Raw genomic sequence first — 21,424 nt, 5'->3', positions numbered from 1 at the left:
GTGGCCCTCCAAGTCGTCCATTAACTATGGTCCGAAGCGGAGTTTTCGCCACCGGGCGAAAGGTTTCAGAACGCGTCAGAGCAGCACCACATCGTATTGTTCCTGGGAATACATGGACTCGACCTGGAAGCGAATGGTTCGCCCGATGAACGTCTCCAATTCGGCGACGTTGCCTGACTCTTCATCGAGCAGGCGGTCGACCACCTTCTGGTTGGCCAGCACCCGGTAGCCCTCGGCTTGGTAAGCGCGCGCCTCGCGCAGGATTTCGCGGAAGATCTCGTAGCACACCGTCTCGGGGGTTTTCAGCTTGCCACGCCCCTGGCAGGCGACGCACGGCTCGCACAGCACCTGCTCAAGGCTTTCGCGGGTGCGCTTGCGGGTCATCTGCACCAGGCCCAGCTCGGTGATGCCGATGATGTTGGTCTTGGCATGGTCGCGCTCGAGCTGCTTCTCCAGGGTACGCAGGACCTGGCGCTGGTGCTCCTCGTCCTCCATGTCGATGAAGTCGATGATGATGATCCCGCCGATGTTGCGCAGGCGCAGTTGCCGGGCGATGGCGGTCGCCGCTTCCAGGTTGGTCTTGAAGATGGTCTCTTCAAGGTTGCGGTGGCCGACGAAGGCGCCGGTGTTGACGTCGATGGTGGTCATCGCCTCGGCCGGGTCGACCACCAGGTAGCCGCCGGACTTGAGCGGCACCTTGCGCTCCAGTGCACGCTGGATCTCATCCTCGACGCCATACAGGTCGAAGATCGGCCGCTCGCCCGGGTAGTGCTCCAGGCGGTCGGCGATCTCCGGCATCAATTCGGCCACGAACTGCGTGGTTTTCTGGAAGGTCTCCCGGGAATCGATGCGGATCTTCTCGATCTTCGGGTTGACCAGGTCACGCAGGGTGCGCAGGGCCAGGCCCAGGTCTTCATAGATCACCGTGGGCGCGCCGCAGGTCTGGATCTGCGCGCCGATCTGCTCCCACAGACGGCGCAGGTAGCGGATGTCCTGGAGAATGTCCTCGGCCCGCGCGCCCTCGGCGGCGGTGCGCAGGATGAACCCCCCGGCGTCCTTGATGTTTTCCTTGTCCATGCTGTCGCTGACCACCTGCTTGAGACGGTCACGCTCGGCTTCGTCCTCGATCTTCAGGGAAATGCCGACATGGCTGCTGCGCGGCATGTACACCAAGTAGCGCGAGGGAATCGACAGCTGGGTGGTCAGGCGCGCGCCCTTGGTGCCGATCGGGTCCTTGGTCACCTGCACCACCAGGGCCTGGCCCTCGTGCACCAGGGCGGTGATGGTCTCCACCGCCGAGCCTTCGCGCTGGGAGATTTCCGAAGCGTGGATGAACGCGGCGCGTTCCAGGCCGATGTCGACGAACGCCGCCTGCATGCCCGGCAGCACACGAACCACCTTGCCCTTGTAGATATTGCCGACGATCCCGCGGCGCTGGGTGCGCTCGACGTGCACCTCCTGCAGGACACCGTTTTCCACCACTGCCACGCGCGACTCCATCGGGGTGATGTTGATCAGGATCTCTTCACTCATGGCAGGCTCTCGTCAAAGGTCTTGGGTAATGATGGATCGCTGTCGGGTGGCTGGCTAGGGCGCTGCTGAATCCTCGAGTGGCTGCCAGCAGGCGATGCCGAATTGGCCGAGCAGGTCGGCGGTCTCGCTCAGCGGCAGGCCGACCACCGCCGAGTAGCTGCCTTCCAGGCCCGTGACGAACACCGCGCCCAGGCCTTGGATAGCGTAGCCACCGGCTTTGTCGGCGGGTTCGCCGCTGGCCCAGTAGCGCCAGGCTTCGTCGAAGGAGATGGCGCGAAAGCGCACGGTGCTGGCCACGCACAGGCTCAGGCTGCGCTGGCCATCGGTCAGCGCCACGGCGGTGAGCACCTGGTGTTCGCGCCCGGACAGGTCGCCCAGCATCGCCAGGGCGTCCTCGCGGTTCTCGGGCTTGCCGAGAATGGCGCCGTCGAGCACGACGGCGGTGTCGGCGCCAAGCGCTACGCCCGGGCCGACCAGTTGGCCGAAGCCGGCCACCGCCTTGGCCCGCGCCAGGCGTTCGACGTAGGCGGCAGCGGCCTCATCGGGCAAAGGCGTTTCGTCGACGGGGGCGCTGACGACAGTGAACGGCACGCCGATCTGGGCCAGCAGTTCACGGCGGCGTGGGGAGCCTGAGGCGAGGTACAGCGCGGTCATGTAGACGTCTCCCTGTCAGCGGCGGCGAGCCGTCAGTTGATGTGCAAGCGCCGGCGCATGTCGCGCAAGGCGAAGCTGATCCATGGCCAGAGCAAGGCGCTGATCACCGCCGACCACACCAGCGCCAGGGTTGGCAGGCGGTTGCCGGTCAGCGCGCTGAGCCACAGCTGGATCAACTGGGCAATGCCGAACACCACCAGGATCACCAGGCTCTGTTGCCACATCGGGAACATGCGCAGGCGCTGCTGCAGCGACAGCACCAGGAAGGTGATGAGCGTGAGGATCAGCGCGTTCTGCCCGAGCAACGTGCCGTACAGCACGTCTTCGGCCAGACCGAGCAGGAAGGCGGTGGTCATGCCGACCTTGTTTGGCACCGCCAGGGTCCAGAACGCCAGCAACAGCGCCAGCCACATCGGACGGAACACTTCCATGAACTGCGGCATGGGCGTGACGCTGAGCAACAAGCCGATGACGAAGGTCAGCCAGATGGCCCAGCCGTTTCTGCTGCGGGTGCCAGCCATCATTCTCTCCGGGGTTGGGCCGGCGCGGCGGCGGCCGGGTGAGACTGGGCCGAACCATGGGCAGGCGCGGGGGCGGCGGCAGGCGGGGTGGTCGCAGCAGCAGGCGCAGCGGCCGGTGCCGGGGTAGCCGGCGCGGGGTTCACGGTGCCTTTGCGATCGGCCTCTTCCTGGGCGATCGCGGCTTCGGTGGCCCGCTGCTCGGGGCTGCGCCGGTCGCTGAACACCAGCAGCATGTAGCGGCTGCGGTTGAGCGCTGCCGTGGGGATGGCGCGAACGATGGCGAACGGCTGGCCGGAATCGTGGATCACTTCGTTGACCGTGGCCACCGGGTAGCCGGCCGGGAAGCGCTGGCCCATGCCGGAACTCACCAGCAGGTCGCCTTCCTTGATGTCAGCGGTGTCGGCCACATGGCGCAGCTCCAGGCGCTCGGGGTTGCCGGTGCCGCTGGCGATGGCACGCAGGCCATTACGGTTGACCTGCACCGGAATGCTGTGGGTGGTATCGGTCAGCAGCAGCACCCGTGAGGTGTAGGGCATCAGCTCGACCACCTGGCCCATCAGGCCACGGGCGTCGAGCACCGGCTGGCCGAGGAATACGCCGTCGCGCTCGCCCTTGTTGATCAGGATGCGGTGGGTGAATGGGTTGGGGTCAACGCCGATCAGCTCGGCCACCTCGACCTTCTCGTTGACCAGCGCCGAAGAGTTCAGCAGCTCGCGCAGGCGCACGTTCTGCTCGGTCAGGGCCGCCAGCTTCTGCAGGCGCCCCTGCAACAGCAGGGCCTCGGTCTTGAGCTTTTCGTTTTCGGCGATCAGCTCGGTGCGGCTGCCGAACTGGCCGGCCACGCCCTGCCAGGCGCGCTGCGGCAGGTCGGTGACCCAATAGGATTCCATCAGCACCAGCCCCATCTGGCTGCGCACCGGCTTGAGCACGTCGAAGCGCGAGTCGACCACCATCAGCGCGATCGACAGCACCACCAGCACGAGCAGACGAACGCCCAGCGAAGGGCCCTTGGAGAAAAGCGGTTTAATGGGCCGTTCCTCGTGGACGACGACTCAGGCGGCCATGGCGCGATGCACCGGCCGGCCTGCGGGTTGACGGAAACGGCGCCCAACGGACGCCAGCCAGCACATACAGGTAGCACTGCGCGTGCCACCTGTAAACCGGGCCTTCAGGAACCGACGCGCGGGATCACTCGCTGGAGAGCAGGTCCATGGCGTGCTTGTCCATCATTTCCAGCGCACGGCCACCGCCACGGGCGACGCAGGTCAGCGGGTCTTCGGCGACGATCACCGGCAGGCCGGTTTCCTGGGCCAGCAGCTTGTCCAGGTCGCGCAGCAGCGCGCCGCCACCGGTCAGCACCAGGCCACGCTCGGCGATGTCGGAGGCCAGCTCAGGCGGCGATTGCTCCAGGGCGCTCTTGACCGCCTGGACGATGGTTGCCAGCGACTCTTGCAGGGCTTCGAGGACTTCGTTGGAGTTCAGGGTGAAGGCACGCGGCACGCCCTCGGCCAGGTTGCGGCCACGCACGTCGACTTCGCGCACTTCGCCGCCCGGGTAGGCGGTGCCGATTTCCTGCTTGATGCGCTCGGCGGTGGATTCGCCGATCAGGCTGCCGTAGTTGCGGCGCACGTAGGTGACGATGGCTTCGTCGAAGCGGTCGCCGCCAACACGCACGGATTCGGCGTATACCACGCCGTTCAGCGAGATCAGGGCGATCTCGGTGGTGCCGCCACCGATGTCGACGACCATCGAGCCACGGGCCTCTTCGACCGGCAGGCCGGCACCGATGGCCGCAGCCATGGGCTCTTCGATCAGGAACACTTCGCGGGCACCGGCGCCGAGGGCCGATTCACGGATGGCGCGGCGCTCGACCTGGGTCGACTTGCACGGCACGCAGATCAGCACGCGTGGGCTGGGCTGCAGGAAGCTGTTTTCGTGCACTTTGTTGATGAAGTACTGCAGCATCTTCTCGCAGACGCTGAAGTCGGCGATCACGCCGTCCTTCATCGGACGAATGGCGGCAATGTTGCCTGGGGTGCGGCCGAGCATGCGCTTGGCTTCGGTACCGACGGCCACGACGCTTTTCTGGTTGCCGTGGGTACGGATGGCAACGACCGAGGGCTCATTCAGGACGATACCGCGCTCACGCACGTAGATAAGGGTGTTGGCAGTACCCAGGTCGATGGACAGATCGCTGGAAAACATGCCACGCAGTTTCTTGAACATGGGAAAGTGACCCTGGGGAAAGCGTGGGTAAAAAAGTGCGGCAAACTCTAACAATGGCAGGGATTTTGGGCAAGGAGCCAATATGTTAAATTGGCAGTTTTTCCGAGCAAGCCTGCAGATGATCGCGGCCGTATGACCGCCAGAATCCCGGCATGTTCCTCATCGCGGACCCAATCCGTTCTTTGTTTCCCTGGAGATCCCCATGGCGCTTCAACGCTCCGACGTGGAAAAGATCGCCCACCTGGCCCGCCTGGGCCTGAATGAAAGCGAACTGCCACGCATTACCGATGCCTTGAACAGTATTCTCGGGCTGGTCGACCAGATGCAAGCCGTCGACACCACCGGCATCGAGCCCCTGGCCCACCCCCTCGAGGCCACCCAGCGCCTGCGTCCCGACCAGGTCACCGAAAGCAACCAGCGCGACCGCTACCAAGCCATCGCGCCATCGACCGAAAGCGGTCTGTACCTGGTTCCGAAAGTCATCGAGTAAGGGATAAAGCCTGCCATGCATCAACTGACCCTGGCCGAGATCGTCCGCGGACTCGCCGACAAGTCGTTTTCCTCCGAGGAGCTGACCGGCGCCCTGCTGGCGCGCATCAAGCAACTCGACCCACAGATCAACAGCTTCATCAGCGTCACCGAGGAGCAGGCCCTGCAACAGGCCCGCACCGCCGACGCCCGCCGCGCCGCTGGCGAGGCCGGGGTGCTGCTGGGCGCGCCGATCGCCCACAAGGACCTGTTCTGCACCACCGGCATCCGCACCAGCTGCGGCTCGAAGATGCTCGACAACTTCAAGGCGCCGTACGACGCCACCGTGGTCGCCAAGCTGGCCGAGGCCGGCATGGTCTCGCTGGGCAAGACCAACATGGACGAGTTCGCCATGGGTTCGGCCAACGAGTCCAGTCACTACGGCGCGGTGAAGAACCCGTGGAGCCTCGAGCACGTGCCTGGCGGCTCGTCGGGCGGCTCGGCCGCCGCCGTGGCCGCGCGCCTGCTGCCGGCCGCCACCGGCACCGACACCGGCGGCTCGATCCGCCAGCCAGCGGCGCTGACCAACCTCACCGGCCTCAAGCCCACCTATGGCCGCGTTTCGCGCTGGGGCATGATCGCCTACGCCTCGAGCCTCGACCAGGGCGGCCCGCTGGCGCGCACCGCCGAAGACTGCGCGCTGCTGCTGCAAGGCATGGCCGGCTTCGACGCCAAGGACTCGACCAGCGTCGACGAGCCGGTGCCAGACTACTCGGCCAACCTGACCGCCTCGCTGCAGGGCCTGCGCATCGGCCTGCCGAAGGAGTTCTTCGGCGCCGGGCTCGACCCGCGCATCGCCGAGCTGGTGCAGGCCAGCGTCAAGGAGCTGGAAAAGCTCGGCGCGGTGGTCAAGGAAATCAGCCTGCCGAACATGCAGCACGCCATCCCGGCGTACTACGTGATCGCGCCGGCCGAAGCCTCCTCGAACCTGTCGCGTTTCGACGGCGTGCGCTTCGGCCACCGCTGCGAAGAGCCGAAAGACCTCACCGACCTGTACAAGCGCTCGCGTGGCGAAGGCTTCGGCACCGAGGTGCAACGACGCATCATGGTCGGCACCTACGCCCTGTCGGCCGGCTACTACGACGCCTACTACGTCAAGGCGCAGCAGATCCGCCGCCTGATCAAGAACGACTTCATGGCCGCCTTCGAAGGCGTCGACCTGATCGTCGGCCCGACCACGCCGAACCCGGCCTGGAAGCTCGGCGCCAAGAACGCCGACCCGGTCGCCGCGTACCTGGAAGACGTCTACACCATCACCGCCAACCTGGCGGGCCTGCCGGGCCTGTCGATGCCCGCCGGCTTCGTCGATGGCCTGCCGGTGGGCGTGCAACTGCTGGCCCCGTACTTCCAGGAAGGCCGCCTGCTCAACGTCGCGCACCGCTACCAGCAAGTCACCGACTGGCACACCCGCGCCCCCAACGGCTTCTGAGGAATTCACACATGCAATGGGAAGTTGTGATCGGGCTGGAGATTCATACCCAGCTCGCCACCCAGTCGAAGATCTTCTCCGGCAGCGCCACCACCTTCGGCTCCGAGCCGAACACCCAGGCCAGCCTGGTCGACCTCGGCATGCCCGGCGTACTGCCGGTGCTGAACCAGGAAGCCGTGCGCATGGCCTGCATGTTCGGCTTGGCGATCAACGCCGAAATCGGCCCGCGCAACGTGTTCGCGCGCAAGAACTACTTCTACCCCGACCTGCCCAAGGGCTACCAGATCAGCCAGATGGACCTGCCGATCGTCGGCAAGGGCTACCTGGACATCGCCCTGGAGGACGGCACCATCAAGCGCGTCGGCATCACCCGCGCGCACCTGGAGGAAGACGCCGGCAAGAGCCTGCACGAAGACTTCAGCGGTGCCACCGGCATCGACCTGAACCGCGCTGGCACGCCGTTGCTGGAGATCGTCTCCGAGCCTGACATGCGCAGCGCCAAGGAGGCCGTGGCCTACGTCAAGTCGATCCACGCCCTGGTGCGCTACCTGGGCATCTGCGACGGCAACATGGCCGAAGGCTCGCTGCGCTGCGACTGCAACGTGTCGGTGCGACCCAAGGGCCAGGCCGAGTTCGGCACCCGCTGCGAGATCAAGAACGTCAACTCGTTCCGCTTCATCGAGAAGGCGATCAACCACGAGATCCAGCGCCAGATCGAGCTGATCGAGGACGGCGGCAAGGTGGTGCAGGAAACCCGCCTGTACGACCCGAACAAGGACCAGACCCGCTCCATGCGCAGCAAGGAGGAAGCCAACGACTACCGTTACTTCCCCGACCCGGACCTGCTGCCGGTGGTCATCGAGCAGAGCTTCCTCGACAGCGTGCGCGCCGGCCTGCCGGAGCTGCCACAACAGAAGGTCGAGCGCTTCCAGCACCAGTACGGCCTGTCGGCCTACGACGCCAACGTGCTGGCGGCCAGCCGCGAGCAGGCCGACTACTTCGAGCAGGTGGCGAGCATCGGCGGCGACGCCAAGCTTGCGGCCAACTGGGTAATGGTCGAGCTGGGCAGCCTGCTGAACAAGCTGGGCGTGGAGATCGACCAGTCGCCGGTCGGCGCCGAGCTGCTCGGCGGCATGCTGCTGCGCATCCGCGACAACACCATCAGCGGCAAGATCGCCAAGACCGTGTTCGAGGCCATGGCCGCCGGTGAAGGCGATGCCGACAGCATCATCGAAAGCAAGGGCCTCAAGCAGGTCACCGACACCGGCGCGATCGACAAGATGCTCGACGAGATGCTGGCCGCCAACGCCGAGCAGGTCGAACAGTACCGCGCCGCCGACGAGGCCAAGCGCGGCAAGATGTTCGGCTTCTTCGTCGGCCAGGCGATGAAGGCCTCCAAGGGCAAGGCCAACCCGGGGCAAGTGAACCAATTGCTCAAGGCCAAGCTCGAAGGGTGACCTGAACCCGCACCCGCGGCGAGGGCTTCGCCCTCGATCGCGGGGCAACCCCGCTCCTACAAGGGCCATCGCGTTCCTGTAGGAACGGGCTTGCCCCGTGATGGGTCCCCCGCAATGGTTGCCGTACCGGAGCACAACCCCTTGATACGCCGCATCGGCAGCACCCTCGCCCTGTTTTCCCTCCTCGCCGGCTGCGCCACGCACGATATCGATCCGCGCGGCTACGACGAAACCGGCACCGCCTCCTATTACGGTTCCCGCCACCACGGCAAACGCACCGCCAGCGGCGAGCCCTTCAACCAGCACGGCCTCACTGCCGCCCACCGCAGCCTGCCCTTCGGCAGCCGCGTGCTGGTCACCAACCTGGCCAACCAACGCAGCGTGGTGGTGCGCATCAACGACCGCGGGCCGCATACCCGGGGCCGGCTGATCGACCTGTCACGCGCCGCTGCAGAAAAAATCGGCATGCTCCGTAGCGGAACGGCGCGCGTCCGGGTACAAGGTCTGAGCGACTGACCCAAGCGGAGCACCCATCATTTTCGACCTGGCCACCCTTCCCACCTTCAGCCTCCTGCAACTGGGCTTCGGCCTGCTGCTGCTGATCGTCGGCGCCGAACTGCTGGTGCGCGCGGCCCTGCGCCTGGCCACGCGCCTGCACGTGCGCCCGCTGATCATCGGCCTGAGCCTGGTGGCGTTCGGCAGCACCGCGCCGCAACTGACCGTGAGCCTGCAAGCCGCCTACCAGGGCGCGCCCGACGTAGCCGTCGGCAGCGTGATCGGCAGCAATATCTTCAACGTGCTGGTGATCCTCGGCCTGGCCGCGTTGATCATCCCCCTGCGCGTGTCGCGCCAGCTGGTACGCCTGGACATCCCGCTGATGATCGCCGCCAGCGCGCTGGTCTACCTGCTGGCGGCCAACGCCGAGCTGGGCCGCCTGGAAGGCGCGCTGCTGCTGGCGGGCCTGCTGGGTTACCTGGCGATGCTGTGGCACCAGTCGCGCCACTACGCGCGCACCTACCCAGCCGCCACGGTCGCCCACAGCAGCCCCGGACGCTTCTGGGCCAAGGCCCTGCTGCAGATTGCCCTGGGCCTGGGCCTGCTGAGCCTGGCCGGGCACCTGCTGCTGGAAGCGGCGGTCGAAGTGGCCACCGACCTGGGGTTGTCGGAGCGCATCATCGGCCTCACCGTGGTCGCCGTCTGCACCTCGCTGCCAGAGCTTGCCGCGGCGCTGATCGCCGCCCTGCGCGGCGAGCGGGAAGTCGCCGTGGGCACGGTGATCGGCAGCAACCTGTTCAACCTGCTGGCGGTGCTCGGCCTGACCGCGCTGGTCGCTCCCCAGCCGCTATCGATCTCACCCAATGCCCTGGATTTCGACCTGCCGGTAATGCTCGGGGTCGCCGCACTGAGCCTGCCGGTGTTCTATTCCGGCTACCGGGTCACCCGCGCCGAAGGCCTGGTGTTCCTGTGCCTGTACCTGGCCTATGGTCTGCACGTGGTGGCCTTCACCACCGGCATGCCGCTGGCCGGCCGGCTGGAGCGCCTGATGCTGTTCTACGTCCTGCCAGTGCTCGCCGTGGTGCTGCTGTACACCACCGTGCGCGCCTGGCGCCGCCAACACTAAGGAAAAAAACATGGCCGACACCGAGAAGACACCCGGCGAACAGGTTCGCCGCCAGGTAATGGGCGACGCCTTCGTCGACCGCGCCCTGGGCAATGCGACCGAATTCACCCAGCCGCTGCAGGATTTCGTCAACCAGCATGCCTGGGGCAGCGTGTGGTCGCGCGAGGGGTTGCCGCTGAAGACCCGCAGCCTGATCACCCTGGCCGCACTGACCGCGCTGAAATGCCCGCAGGAGCTCAAGGGCCACGTGCGCGGCGCACTGAACAATGGCTGCACGGTGGAGGAGATCCGCGAGGCATTGCTGCACTGCGCGGTGTACGCCGGGGTGCCGGCGGCGATCGATGCGTTCCGCGCGGCGCAGGAAGTGATCGACAGCTACCAGGCCTGACGACGAACCCGCGCCCTGTATCAGGAGCGGGCTTGCCCCGCTCCTATGAAGGTCGCGCTCAGCCTTTCGCTTGGCGCGCCTTCTTCAACCGAAACGCCACCCACAACGCGGCGATCCACAGCGGAATCAGCATCACCGAGATACGCACCGGCGGCGTCAGGTACATCACCACCAGAATCAGCACGATGAACGCCAGGCACAGGTAGTTGGTCAGCGGGTGCCCCCAACTGCGGTAGAACGGGGCGATGCCCGCCGCCAGCTTGGCCTTGCGGAACTTCAGGTGGGTGATGCTGATGCTCGCCCAGTTGATCACCAGCGCCGAGACCGCCAAGGCCATCAGCAAACCGAAGGCCTCGCCTGGCATCAGGTAGTTGATCACCACGCACAGGCCAGTGGCCAGGGCCGACATACCCAGCGCCACCAACGGCACGCCACGGCGGCTGACCTTGAGCAACTGGCGCGGCGCATCGCCCTGGCTGGCCAGGCCGAACAGCATGCGGCTGTTGGCGTAGACGCAGCTGTTGTACACCGACAGCGCGGCGGTCAGCACCACCACGTTGAGCACGGTGGCGACCAGGTCGCTGTCCAGCTCATGGAAGATCATCACGAACGGGCTGCCGCCCTGCACCACCTTCTGCCACGGGTACAGCGACAACAGCACCGCCAACGCGCCGATGTAGAAGATCAGGATGCGATACACCACCTGGTTGGTGGCCTTGGGGATGCTCTGGCGCGGGTTGTCGGCCTCGGCGGCGGTGATGCCCACCAGTTCCAGGCCGCCGAACGAGAACATGATCACCGCCAGGGCCATGATCAGCCCGGTGACGCCGTTGGGGAAGAAGCCGCCGTACTGCCACAGGTTGGCCACGCTGGCATCCGGGCCGCCATGGCCGCTACCGAGCAGCCAGGCGCCGAAGCCGATCATGCTGACGATCGCCACTACCTTGACCAGGGCAAACCAGAACTCCATCTCCCCGTACACCTTCACCTGGGTCAGGTTGATGGCGTTGATCGCCACGAAGAAGATCGCCGCCGTGGCCCAGGTGGGGAAATCTGGCCACCAGTACTGCACGTAGATGCCCACGGCGGTCAGCTCGGCCATGCCGACGAGCACGTAGACCACCCAGTAGTTCCAGCCGGAGACGAAACCGGCGAACTCGCTCCAGTACTGGTGGGCGAAGTGGCTGAAGCTGCCGGCGACCGGCTCCTCGACCACCATCTCACCCAGCTGGCGCATGATGAAGAACGCCATCAGGCCGGCGATGGCGTAACCCAGCAGCACGGAGGGACCGGCCAGCTGGATGGTCTGGGCGATACCCAGGAACAGGCCGGTGCCGATCGCCCCACCCAGGGCGATCAGCTGGATGTGGCGGTTCTTCAACCCGCGCTGTAAACGCTCGGGCGTGTTCTGGTCTTGCATGAAGTGTCCTTTAGCGTAGGGAGGCAGTGTTGTTGGAATGATGGGCCGCCAGCATCTAGATCCATCCGCCCCACTGCAGGATGAAGATGCCGATGTTGGTGGTGATCGCCGCCATCAGTGTAGTGATCACGATGATCGACGCCGCCAGTTCGTGGTTGCCGTTGGCCGCCCGGGCCATGACGTAGCTGGCGGCGGCGGTCGGGCTGCCGATGTAGAGGAACAGGATGCCCAGCTCGGCACCGCGAAAACCGCAGAGCCAGGCGCCCAGGGTGCCCAGCAGCGGCATCCAGACCATCTTCACCAGGCTGACGTCGATGGCCAGCCGGCCACTGTCGCGCAGCGCCGCCAGCGACAGGGTTCCGCCAATGCACATCAGCGCCAGCGGCAGGGTCATCTGCGCCAGGTAGTCGCCGGAGGTCAGCAGCCAGTTAGGCAACGGCACCTGGCCATAAGCCATGGGCGTGGCGATCAGCACACTGAGAATCAGCGGGTTGCTGAGAATGCTCTTGCACAGGCTCCAAGGGTCGGACTTCAAGCTTGGGCTGTACACCGCCAGCACCACGGTCGACAGCGAGTTGTACATGAGGATCACCAGCCCCGCCAGCACCGCGCCAAGCGAGATGCCGTAGTCGCCATACAGGCTGGCCGCCAGGGCCAGGCCGATCACGCCATTGTTGCCGCGAAACGCGCCCTGGGTGTAGATGCCGCGGTCCGCTCGCGGGCAGCGCCAGATCGCCAACAGCCATGACAGGGCGAAGCCGACCAAGGTGGCGCCGATGAAGTAGAGGATGACCCCGGGCTTGACCGCCGATGACAGGTCGGCGTGATAGATGCCGAGGAACAGCAGCGCCGGCATGCACACGTTGAACACCAGCGCAGACGCGACCTTGTTGAAGTTGTCGTCGATCAAGCGGATGCGCTTGAGCAGCACGCCCATGAACAACATGGCGAAGACCGGAGCCGTGATGTTCAGCGTCTGGATAAGGAGGGCGAGCATGGAGCGCGATCCTGAGGGGGTTGCCGTTAGGGGGCTAATCATACGTCAGCGCCAAGTGATGCGCCTGCCATGCGCGGTAGATCAGGCACGAAAGAGAACTTGACGTAGGAAATTTCCGGCATATGATCCGAATAACTGTATGCATATACAGTATCCTATGGACTTTCAGACATCGCATGGAGCAATCAATGTCAGAAATGCAAACCCCTGCAGCGGCCATCCAGGCCGCCCTGGTGGTCGCCGACCTCGACCAGTTATTCGACGCCCACGGCATAGACCTGCACGGTGCCGACAACCACCTGATACTGGTCATGCACGGCCATCACACCGTCAAGTACCACCGCTTGCCTACCCTGCCAACACCCAAGCCGCGCGGCCCGGAGCTGCGCTTCGAGGGCGGCGAGCACACCGCCATCGGCGACAACACCCTGCTGCGCTACGCCGCTGGCCGACCGGGCATCCCTGCCCACCAATCGCCACTGGCGCTGCCCAACGGCCTGAGCCTGACCTATGGCCAGGTGATCGCCCTGGGCGGGGACTTCTACGGCGTGCCCGAGCGCCCCATCGCCGATGGCGCGACCCCGGCAGAACGCGCAGAGCGCTTCGCCCAGGCCTTCGACTCGCTGGCCCGCCTGCCCGCCGCACGCGACGAAGCCCAGGCGATCCTCGCGGTCATGCAGGAGGAGATCAGCGCCGCCAACCAGGCCATCAAGGACGGCCGCCAGCCCCATGAGGTCTACGATGCCCTCGGCGACAGCCTGTCGGCGCGCTGGAACCGCATCACCGGCGGTGGCAGCGCAGTGTCCGACCTGCTCCCGCTGGGTCGCTACCTGAAACTGGCCGCCAGCAACTGGGACCACTTCGCTGCCCACGCGCAACTGGCCTACCAGGCCGGCCACGCCGCCGCCCTGCAACAAGCCCTGCGCGCCCGCGCCAGCGGCCAGGAGCGCGACTTGCAGTTGGCCTACGCGATGAACGCCTTCGCCGACCACTTCCTCACCGACCTGTTCTCCGCCGGGCACCTGCGCGTGCCTCGCAAAGCCCTGGCCGACACGGTCACCCCCAGCGACATCGGCTCGCTGATCTCGCGCTTCATGCACGACGAAGACAGCAAATACGGCCTGCGCGTGCGCAATGCCGAAGGCGAGCAGTGGCGGGCGTATGGCGACAAGCGCTACTTCGACAGCGTCGACGCGGCCAACCGCCGCCAGGTCGCGCGGGCGGTGCAGCGCTCGGCCGACGAGGTGTTCCAGGTATTCGTCGACGGGCGCCTGCCGGGCGACTACGCCGCCCTGCGCCTGGCCCCGGACCTGCAGGCCGCCGAGCGCGACCAGGTGCCGGGCAACTTCGCCCCGCTGTACCGCCTGGACGGCAAGACCGTGCTGCGGCGCAAGGACGTCAACAACCTCGACGACCGGCAGTACATCGCCGACTGGTGGGGCTGGAGCACCTACCTGCTGCTCAAGGACTACACGCCCAACAAGCCCAGCGGGTTCATCGAGGCGCCAGGCGTGGCGCCAACGATCCTCGCCGATGGCTGGCAACGGCGTGAGCCGGATGGGCTGAACTGGCAGCCCGGCAACGCGGTGCGCTATGCGTTCAGTGTCACTGATGGGGTCAATGAGTCGTACATCGGGCCGTGGAGTATCTATGCCGTGCTCGGCGACCGCTTCCACCCGACCGTGCAGGTACCGCTGGATGCCCAGCGCCGGGGGCGCAACCTGTTCCGTCAGTTCCGCGGCGGGTCGCCGGAACTGATTGCCAGCCTGGACGGCCAGTTGGCGAATTACATCGACCGTAACGCGTGACAAGGAGCTCAGCGATGAAGATCAGGATCAAGCTGGAACTGGCGTCGGGCCAGGCGTTGGAAGGGATGCCGCTGGAGCTGCTGCGCGCAGGCCGGGTGGTTGGCCGGGCGGCGGTGACGGATGGACAGGTGGCGTTCGAGGTGGCGCCGGGGGACGGCGCGCTGGCGGTGCGGGTTGACCGTTCGATTCTGAAAGGGTGAGAGCGGGGGCCGCTCTGCGGCCCCTACCGTACCCTCAACGCCGCACTGGTCGCTTTTGCAACTTGCGCTGCAGGGTCCGCCGGTGCATCCCCAGCGCCCGCGCGGTAGCGGAAATGTTGCCTTCGTGTTCGTTCAGCACCCGCTGGATGTGCTCCCACTGCAGGCGGTCCACCGACATCGGGTTCTCCGGCACCAGCGTGTCGAGGTCGGCGTGCTCGGACAGCAACGCGGCCAGCACATCATCGGCGTCAGCCGGCTTGCACAGGTAGTTGCAGGCCCCACGCTTGATCGCCTCCACCGCCGTGGCGATGCTCGAATAGCCGGTCAGGATCAACACCCGCATCTCCGGGTCCAGCTCCAGCAACTTGGGCAGCAGCACCAGGCCCGAGTCGCCGTCCATCTTCAGGTCCAGCGTGGCGTAGTCGGGCAAGTCCTGCTGGGCCAGGATCAAGCCTTCCTCGGCGCTCGACGCCGTGCTCACGCGAAAGCCGCGACGGCTCATGGCGCGCGCCATGACGCGGGTGAAGGTGGAGTCGTCGTCCACCAGCAACAGGTGCGGCAGTTCTTCGCCTTCGACCTGGATGTCTTCGCTCATCGTTCATCTCCTCGCGTGCCATGGGGCAGGCGCAGCTCGGTCAAGGTGCCGCCCTGCTCATGACTATAGAGTTTCACCGAGCCGCCCGCACGGGTCACGCTGGCCTTGCTCAGGAACAGGCCCAGGCCGAAGCCCTTGCCCTTGGTGGTAAAGAAGGGTTTGCCGATCGCCTCGGCGATGGCCACCGGCACGCCGGGACCGTGGTCGCGGATGCTGATCAGAATGTCGTGGGCGTCCCAGTCCAGGCGCACCTCGAGGTCGTCCGGGCAAGCGTCGGCCGCGTTGTTCAGCAGGTTGAGCAGGGCCTGGGTGAGGTCCGGTGGCGGGGTCAGGCGCGGCACGTCGCCGTCGCGCAGGCGCTGGAAGCGATAGCTGGCCTCAGGGCGCATCAGGTGCCAGCGGTTCAGGGCCTCGTCGAGCCAGGCGGTGACTTCCTGCTCCTGCACGCTCATGCGCCGGTTGGCCTCGGCGGCGCGCACCAGTTGCTGCAAGGTCTGCTTGCACAACTTGACCTGGTCCTGCAGCACCTGAAGGTCCTCCTGCAACTGCGGGTCGGCGTGGTCCTGGCGCATCTCGTTGAGCAATACGCTCATGGTCGCCAGCGGCGTGCCCAGCTCGTGGGCGGCGCCGGCGGCCTGGGTGGCCACGGCCAGCAGTTGCTCGTCGCGCAGGCTGTCTTCCCGGCGCTCGGCGCGCAGTTGCTCCTGACGGCGCAGTTCCTCGGCCATGCGCGCGGCGAAGAAGGTGATCACCGCCGCGGCCAGGGCGATGCTCAGCCACATGCCGTAGACCTGCATCTTGTCACGCGCCATCGGCAGCGTTTCCAGCGGGTAGAACTGCACCAGCAGCAGGCTGTAGGCCACCAGGGCGATGCCCGACAACACCAGCGAATAGAGCCACGGCAGGGTCACCGCGGCGATCGCCAGCGGCACCAGGTAATAGGATACGAACGGGTTGGTCGAACCGCCCGAGTAGTACAGCAAGGCGCTGTGGATCAGCAGGTCGCAGGCCAGCTGGAACGCGTACTCGAGCTCGGTGACCGGCAGCGACAGGCGCAGGCGCAGCGCCGTGAAGGCACACAACAATGACGACAGCGCCAGGGTGGCGGCCAGCGACAGCCAGGGCAGTGGCAGCAGTTCGGTCCAGTAGGCCACGGCGACGGAGCCGGCCTGGGCGGCCAGGACCAAGATGCGGATGACGGTCAGACGCCACAGGTTCTGGCGGGTGGCGGACAACGGATGTGCGGCGGCGAGCATGCGCTCTCCCGGTCAATGCTTCGGAAAAATCGCCTGGAGTATACCCAAGCCAGGCACCGCGCTGCAGCGATGCGGCAAAGCGCCACAGTTGTCACAGCTTCATGATGGCATTGTTGAACCCACTACACTGTTTCCGGTCTCATGGGCCATGCGTGGAATGGACGTCCTCTCCACGCTTTTTCATTGAAGGAGTCATACATGCAAATTTCCCGTCGCAGCGCCGCCCTGGTCCTTTCTTGCGGCCTGTTCGCCAGCCTGCCGGCGCTGGCCGCCGACGAGCCACGCTACAACCAGGTGTCGCTGCGCGCCGAAGTCAGCAAGGAAGTGGCGCGCGACCTGATGGTGGTCACCCTGTACAGCGAAGCCCAGAACACCGACCCGGGCAAGCTGGCCAAGCAGATCACCGAGGCCATGAACAAGGCCGTGCAGCAGGCGCGTGAAGTCAAGGAAGTGAAGATCAGCCAAGGCAGCCGCAACAGCTATCCGATCTACGACACCAAGGGCCAGAAGATCACCGGCTGGCGCGAGCGCGCCGAACTGCGCCTGGAAAGCGCCGACTTCCCGGCGTTGTCCAAGCTCACCGGCGAGTTGCTGCAAGACCTGAAGATGGGCGGCATGGACTTCTCCATCGCCCCGGCGACCCGCAAAGCCAGCGAGGACGAGCTGCTCAAGGACGCGGTCAACGCCTTCAAGGCACGCGCCCAACTGGCCACCGAAGCCCTCGGCGGCAAGGGCTACAAGGTGGTCAACCTGAACCTCAACAGCAGCGGCTACCCGCGCCCGTACATGCGCAACGCGCCAATGGCGATGAAGGCCATGGGTGCCGATGAAGCCGCACCGTCGCCGGACATCGAGGCCGGCACCAGCGAAGTCAGCATGAATGCCGACGGGTTGATCGAAGTGCAGATGCAGTAAGCGCGAACCACGTTGTATCAGGGCCGGCCCTTTCGCGGGGCAAGCCCGCTCCCACAGGCACCTCGCAATCCTCGATCGCAATGGTGTACCTATGGGAGAGGGCTTGCCTCTCGATAGGGTCGCCCCCTTTCCCGCCACAAAATCCGAACTCCGTTCGGATTCTTCCTACGCACCAATACGGTGCATCTACTTGCATTCAATGCACCGAAATATTGCGTAAAACATCGGCGATTGACACGCGCAAACGTTTAACTTGGGAAAAAATTACAACAATGCGACATAGATGTACGTCCGTACCACAATTTTGGTGCTGACCATCCCTCTGAGTGTTGCATTGGGTACACCCCCTGCATAAGTATCCGCAGGTCGGCTCACGAGGCCACCTCAAATCGAAAAATGACAACAATGAGGCCACAATGCTCAAACACGCAGTCATTCCGTTCCTGGTCGGCGCAGGCTTGCTCGCCGGCGCTCCTTCCGCCCTCGCCGCAAGCAACCTGGTGTTCTGCTCAGAAGGCAGCCCAGCTGGCTTCGACCCGGGTCAATACACCACGGGAACCGACTTCGACGCTTCGGCCGAAACGATCTTCAACCGCCTGACCCAGTTCGAGCGCGGCGGCACCGCCGTGATCCCGGGCCTGGCGACCAAATGGGACGTCGCCGACGACGGCAAGACCTACACCTTCCACCTGCGCGAAGGTGTCAAGTTCCACACCACCGACTATTTCAAGCCGACCCGCGAATTCAACGCCGACGACGTGCTGTTCACCTTCACCCGCATGCTCGACAAGGACATGCCGTTCCGCAAGGCGTACCCCACCGAATTCCCGTACTTCACCGACATGGGCATGGACAAGAACATCGCCAAGGTCGAGAAGGTCGACGAGCACACCGTGCGCTTCACCCTCAACGAAGTCGACGCCGCGTTCATCCAGAACCTGGCCATGAGCTTCGCCTCGATCCAGTCCGCCGAATACGCCGACCAGTTGCTCAAGCAGGGCAAGGCCGCCGACATCAACCAGAAGCCGATCGGCACCGGCCCGTTCGTGTTCAACAAGTACCAGAAGGACGCGCAGATCCGCTTCAAGGGCAACAAGGACTACTGGAAGCCCGAGGACGTGAAGATCGACAACCTGATCTTCGCCATCGCCACCGACGCCTCCGTGCGCATGCAGAAGCTCAAGAAGAACGAGTGCCAGGTCACCCTGTTCCCACGCCCGGCCGACATCCAGCCGCTCAAGGCCGACCCGAAGTTGCAGATGCCTGATCAGGCCGGCTTCAACCTCGGCTACATCGCCTACAACGTGATGGACAAGATCAAGGGCAGCAACGAGCCCAACCCGATGGCCCAGCTGAAAGTGCGCCAGGCACTGGACATGGCCGTCGACAAGAAGAAGATCATCGAGACCGTGTACCAGGGTGCCGGCCAACTGGCGGTCAACGCCATGCCCCCGACCCAGTGGTCCTACGACACCAGCATCAAGGACGCGCCGTTCGACCCTGAGAAGGCCAAGGCCCTGCTCAAGGAAGCGGGTGTCAAGGAAGGCACCGAGATCGACCTGTGGGCCATGCCGGTGCAACGCCCGTACAACCCCAATGCCAAGCTGATGGCCGAGATGCTCCAGGCCGACTGGGCCAAGGTCGGCATCAAGGCGAAGATCATCAGCTACGAGTGGGGCGAGTACATCAAGCGCTCCAAGGGTGGTGAAAACGGCGCCATGCTGATCGGTTGGAGCGGTGACAACGGTGACCCGGACAACTGGCTGGGCACCCTGTTCGGCTGCGACGCCCTGGAGGGCAACAACTTCTCCAAATGGTGCTACAAGCCCTACGACGACCTGATCAAGAAGGCCAAGGCCACCTCCGACCAGGCCGAGCGCACCAAGCTGTACCAGCAGGCCCAGCACATCCTCAAGGAGCAGGTGCCGATGACCCCCATCGCCCACTCCACCGTGTATCAGCCGATGAGCACGTCCGTGAAGGACTTCAAGATCAGCCCGTTCGGCCTGAACTCCTTCTATGGGGTAAGCGTAGAGAAATGACGGCGTCCATCACCCTGCCCGGCCTCGTGTCGGCAGGGTGATGATGCTTTGCGCAAGCTGTAGGGGTTTTCCCTCTTCATTGCCAGAAATTTCCCGCAGCAACGGAAGCCTTTCGAACCTGTCACCCGACACCTGGCGAACCTATCGTCAGGACAGGCGCCCTGTTGCCGCGATTCGTGCTTCCCCCCTTGAAAGGACAAAGGACTAGCCATGCACCACCTGACCCTGCTATCCGCCGTGCTCGGCCTCGGCCTGCTCGCCCATACGCCCCTGGGCCTGGCCAAGAACCTGGTGTTCTGCTCCGAAGGCAGCCCGGCCGGCTTCGACACGGCCCAGTTCACGGCCGCCACCGACAACGACGCCGCCGAGCCGATCTACAACCGCCTGGTGGAGTTCGAACGCGGCGGCACCGCCGTGCAGCCGAGCCTGGCCAGCGACTGGCAGGTGTCCGAAGACGGCCTGCGCTACACCTTTTTCCTGCGTCCGGGCGTGAAGTTCCACGCCAATCCAAGCTTCAAGCCCACCCGTGAATTCAATGCCGACGACGTGCTGTTCACCTTCAACCGCATGCTCGACCGCAACCACCCGTTCCGCCAGGCCTACCCCACCGAGTTCCCGTACTTCGTCAGCATGGGCCTGGACAAGAACATCGCGCGCATCGACAAGACCGGCCCACTGACCGTGATGTTCACCCTCAACCAGGTCGACGCCGCCTTCATCCAGAACCTGGCCATGAGCTTCGCCTCGATCCTCTCCGCCGAATACGCCGAGCACCTGCTCAAGGCCGGCACCCCCAGCGATATCAACCTGAAGCCGATCGGCACCGGCCCGTTCGTGTTCAGCCGGTACCAGAAGGACACGCAGATCCGCTACAAGGGCAACAAGGACTACTGGGCACCCGAGGAAGTGAAGCTCGACAACCTGGTGTTCTCGATCAACGTCGACCCGTCGGTGCGCATCCAGAAATTGCGCCGTGACGAATGCCAGGTGACGCTCAACCCACGGCCGGCCGACCTGCCGACACTGCAGGCCGACAGCAAGCTCAAGGTCTTGCAGCAGTCCGGCTACAACCTCGGCTACATCGCCTACAACAACCAGCGCGCGCCGTTCGACCAGCTGCCGGTGCGCCAGGCCCTGGACATGGCGGTGAACAAGGCGGCGATCGTCCAGGCGGTGTACCAGAACGCCGGCCAACCGGCGGTCAATGCCATGCCGCCCACCCAGTGGTCCTACGACACCACCCTCAAGGACGCCGCCTACGACCCGGACAAGGCCCGCGAACTGCTGCGCGCCGCAGGGGTCAAGGAGGGCACCGAGGTCACCCTGTGGGCCATGCCGGTTCAGCGCCCCTACAACCCCAACGCCAAGCTGATGGCCGAGATGCTCCAGTCCGACTGGGGCAAGGTCGGCCTGAAGGTGCGTATCGTCAGCTACGAATGGGGCGAATACCTCAAGCGCATGAAGAACGGCGAGCACGACATCGCCCTGATCGGCTGGACCGGCGACAACGGTGACCCGGACAACTGGCTCGGCACCCTGTTCGGCTGCGACGCCATCGGCAGCAACAACTACGCCCGTTGGTGCGACAGCCAGTACGACGCGCTGGTGAAGAAAGCCAAGCAGGTCTCCGACCGCGACCAGCGCACCGCCCTCTACCAGCAGGCCCAGCAACGCCTCAAGCAGCAGGTGCCGATCACCCCCGTGGCCCACTCCACGGTCAACCAGCCGATCAGTGCCAAGGTCAACGACTTCAAGGTCAGCCCCTTCGGACGCAACGACTTCGCCGGCGTCAGTATCGATTGACCCTGCCTCGCGGGGCCGGGCGTGCAACCCA

Annotated in this window: 20 protein-coding genes; 11 read left to right on the top strand and 9 right to left on the bottom strand. The window is 65.3% G+C overall.

Annotation, left to right across the window (positions count from 1 at the left end):
- Nucleotides 1–75 precede the first annotated feature (75 nt).
- The 5 genes from rng to mreB form a co-directional block, all read right to left on the bottom strand.
- Complete coding sequence (gene rng / locus P0Y43_RS06220) at nucleotides 76–1,533, bottom strand: ribonuclease G (protein ID WP_275636416.1); 1,458 nt, start codon at nucleotides 1,531–1,533, stop codon at nucleotides 76–78.
- Nucleotides 1,534–1,587: 54 nt separating this feature from the next.
- Nucleotides 1,588–2,187, bottom strand: coding sequence for a Maf family protein (locus tag P0Y43_RS06215; protein ID WP_275636415.1), 600 nt, complete (start codon nucleotides 2,185–2,187; stop codon nucleotides 1,588–1,590).
- A gap of 32 nt (nucleotides 2,188–2,219) precedes the next feature.
- On the bottom strand, nucleotides 2,220–2,708 hold the full coding sequence (gene mreD / locus P0Y43_RS06210) for a rod shape-determining protein MreD (RefSeq protein ID WP_275636414.1): 489 nt from the start codon (nucleotides 2,706–2,708) through the stop codon (nucleotides 2,220–2,222).
- Nucleotides 2,708–3,736: a rod shape-determining protein MreC gene (mreC, locus tag P0Y43_RS06205; RefSeq protein ID WP_275636712.1), complete on the bottom strand. Its 1,029-nt coding sequence runs from the start codon at nucleotides 3,734–3,736 to the stop codon at nucleotides 2,708–2,710. Before mreC ends, mreD begins: the two co-directional genes overlap by 1 nt.
- A gap of 160 nt (nucleotides 3,737–3,896) precedes the next feature.
- A complete protein-coding gene (mreB, locus tag P0Y43_RS06200) occupies nucleotides 3,897–4,934 on the bottom strand; it encodes a rod shape-determining protein MreB (protein WP_003255163.1) in 1,038 nt (345 codons plus the stop codon).
- 202 nt (nucleotides 4,935–5,136) lie between these two features.
- Here mreB and gatC point away from each other — a divergent pair, with 202 nt between their 5' ends.
- The 6 genes from gatC (at nucleotide 5,137) to P0Y43_RS06170 (ending at nucleotide 10,357) form a co-directional block, all read left to right on the top strand.
- Nucleotides 5,137–5,424 carry an Asp-tRNA(Asn)/Glu-tRNA(Gln) amidotransferase subunit GatC gene (gene gatC / locus P0Y43_RS06195; protein ID WP_275636413.1) on the top strand — a complete coding sequence of 96 codons (288 nt, stop codon included), beginning with the start codon at nucleotides 5,137–5,139 and terminating at the stop codon, nucleotides 5,422–5,424.
- Nucleotides 5,425–5,439: 15 nt separating this feature from the next.
- Nucleotides 5,440–6,891, top strand: coding sequence for an Asp-tRNA(Asn)/Glu-tRNA(Gln) amidotransferase subunit GatA (gene gatA / locus P0Y43_RS06190; protein WP_275636412.1), 1,452 nt, complete (start codon nucleotides 5,440–5,442; stop codon nucleotides 6,889–6,891).
- Nucleotides 6,892–6,902: 11 nt separating this feature from the next.
- A complete protein-coding gene (gene gatB, locus P0Y43_RS06185) occupies nucleotides 6,903–8,348 on the top strand; it encodes an Asp-tRNA(Asn)/Glu-tRNA(Gln) amidotransferase subunit GatB (RefSeq protein WP_275636411.1) in 1,446 nt (481 codons plus the stop codon).
- Between the two features lie 114 nt (nucleotides 8,349–8,462).
- On the top strand, nucleotides 8,463–8,864 hold the full coding sequence (locus P0Y43_RS06180; protein ID WP_430540223.1) for a septal ring lytic transglycosylase RlpA family protein: 402 nt from the start codon (nucleotides 8,463–8,465) through the stop codon (nucleotides 8,862–8,864).
- A gap of 61 nt (nucleotides 8,865–8,925) precedes the next feature.
- Nucleotides 8,926–9,969, top strand: coding sequence for a calcium/sodium antiporter (locus tag P0Y43_RS06175; RefSeq protein ID WP_275636710.1), 1,044 nt, complete (start codon nucleotides 8,926–8,928; stop codon nucleotides 9,967–9,969).
- A 10-nt stretch (nucleotides 9,970–9,979) separates the two neighbouring features.
- On the top strand, nucleotides 9,980–10,357 hold the full coding sequence (locus P0Y43_RS06170; protein ID WP_275636410.1) for a carboxymuconolactone decarboxylase family protein: 378 nt from the start codon (nucleotides 9,980–9,982) through the stop codon (nucleotides 10,355–10,357).
- A gap of 58 nt (nucleotides 10,358–10,415) precedes the next feature.
- On the opposite strand, the gene P0Y43_RS06165 is transcribed toward P0Y43_RS06170, so the two are convergent.
- Together P0Y43_RS06165 and P0Y43_RS06160 are read right to left on the bottom strand one after the other, a co-directional pair.
- Nucleotides 10,416–11,777: an amino acid permease gene (locus P0Y43_RS06165; protein ID WP_275636409.1), complete on the bottom strand. Its 1,362-nt coding sequence runs from the start codon at nucleotides 11,775–11,777 to the stop codon at nucleotides 10,416–10,418.
- Between the two features lie 55 nt (nucleotides 11,778–11,832).
- On the bottom strand, nucleotides 11,833–12,774 hold the full coding sequence (locus P0Y43_RS06160) for an AEC family transporter (RefSeq protein ID WP_275636408.1): 942 nt from the start codon (nucleotides 12,772–12,774) through the stop codon (nucleotides 11,833–11,835).
- 188 nt (nucleotides 12,775–12,962) lie between these two features.
- On the opposite strand from P0Y43_RS06160, the gene P0Y43_RS06155 reads away from it, so the two are divergent.
- Nucleotides 12,963–14,582, top strand: coding sequence for a phospholipase (locus P0Y43_RS06155; RefSeq protein WP_275636407.1), 1,620 nt, complete (start codon nucleotides 12,963–12,965; stop codon nucleotides 14,580–14,582).
- A 14-nt stretch (nucleotides 14,583–14,596) separates the two neighbouring features.
- Nucleotides 14,597–14,782: a hypothetical protein gene (locus tag P0Y43_RS06150; RefSeq protein WP_275636406.1), complete on the top strand. Its 186-nt coding sequence runs from the start codon at nucleotides 14,597–14,599 to the stop codon at nucleotides 14,780–14,782.
- 34 nt (nucleotides 14,783–14,816) lie between these two features.
- On the opposite strand, the gene P0Y43_RS06145 is transcribed toward P0Y43_RS06150, so the two are convergent.
- Nucleotides 14,817–15,377 carry a response regulator transcription factor gene (locus tag P0Y43_RS06145; protein ID WP_275636405.1) on the bottom strand — a complete coding sequence of 187 codons (561 nt, stop codon included), beginning with the start codon at nucleotides 15,375–15,377 and terminating at the stop codon, nucleotides 14,817–14,819.
- Complete coding sequence (locus P0Y43_RS06140; protein ID WP_275636404.1) at nucleotides 15,374–16,633, bottom strand: ATP-binding protein; 1,260 nt, start codon at nucleotides 16,631–16,633, stop codon at nucleotides 15,374–15,376. Before P0Y43_RS06140 ends, P0Y43_RS06145 begins: the two co-directional genes overlap by 4 nt.
- Before the next feature lie 198 nt (nucleotides 16,634–16,831).
- Here P0Y43_RS06140 and P0Y43_RS06135 point away from each other — a divergent pair, with 198 nt between their 5' ends.
- From P0Y43_RS06135 to P0Y43_RS06125, 3 genes are all read left to right on the top strand, one after another.
- Nucleotides 16,832–17,548 carry an SIMPL domain-containing protein gene (locus tag P0Y43_RS06135; protein ID WP_275636403.1) on the top strand — a complete coding sequence of 239 codons (717 nt, stop codon included), beginning with the start codon at nucleotides 16,832–16,834 and terminating at the stop codon, nucleotides 17,546–17,548.
- Nucleotides 17,549–17,964: 416 nt separating this feature from the next.
- Entirely contained in the window at nucleotides 17,965–19,590 is a 1,626-nt protein-coding gene (locus P0Y43_RS06130) for an ABC transporter substrate-binding protein (RefSeq protein WP_275636402.1), read from the top strand.
- Between the two features lie 210 nt (nucleotides 19,591–19,800).
- Nucleotides 19,801–21,393 carry an ABC transporter substrate-binding protein gene (locus tag P0Y43_RS06125; protein WP_275636401.1) on the top strand — a complete coding sequence of 531 codons (1,593 nt, stop codon included), beginning with the start codon at nucleotides 19,801–19,803 and terminating at the stop codon, nucleotides 21,391–21,393.
- Nucleotides 21,394–21,424: the final 31 nt, after the last annotated feature.

It is taken from the genome of Pseudomonas entomophila, assembly GCF_029193575.1.
In the GTDB taxonomy this organism is placed as follows: domain Bacteria; phylum Pseudomonadota; class Gammaproteobacteria; order Pseudomonadales; family Pseudomonadaceae; genus Aquipseudomonas; species Aquipseudomonas entomophila_G.
The sequence above is the reverse complement of the archived record's forward strand: the minus strand, read 5'-3'. Positions and strand labels throughout refer to the sequence as shown.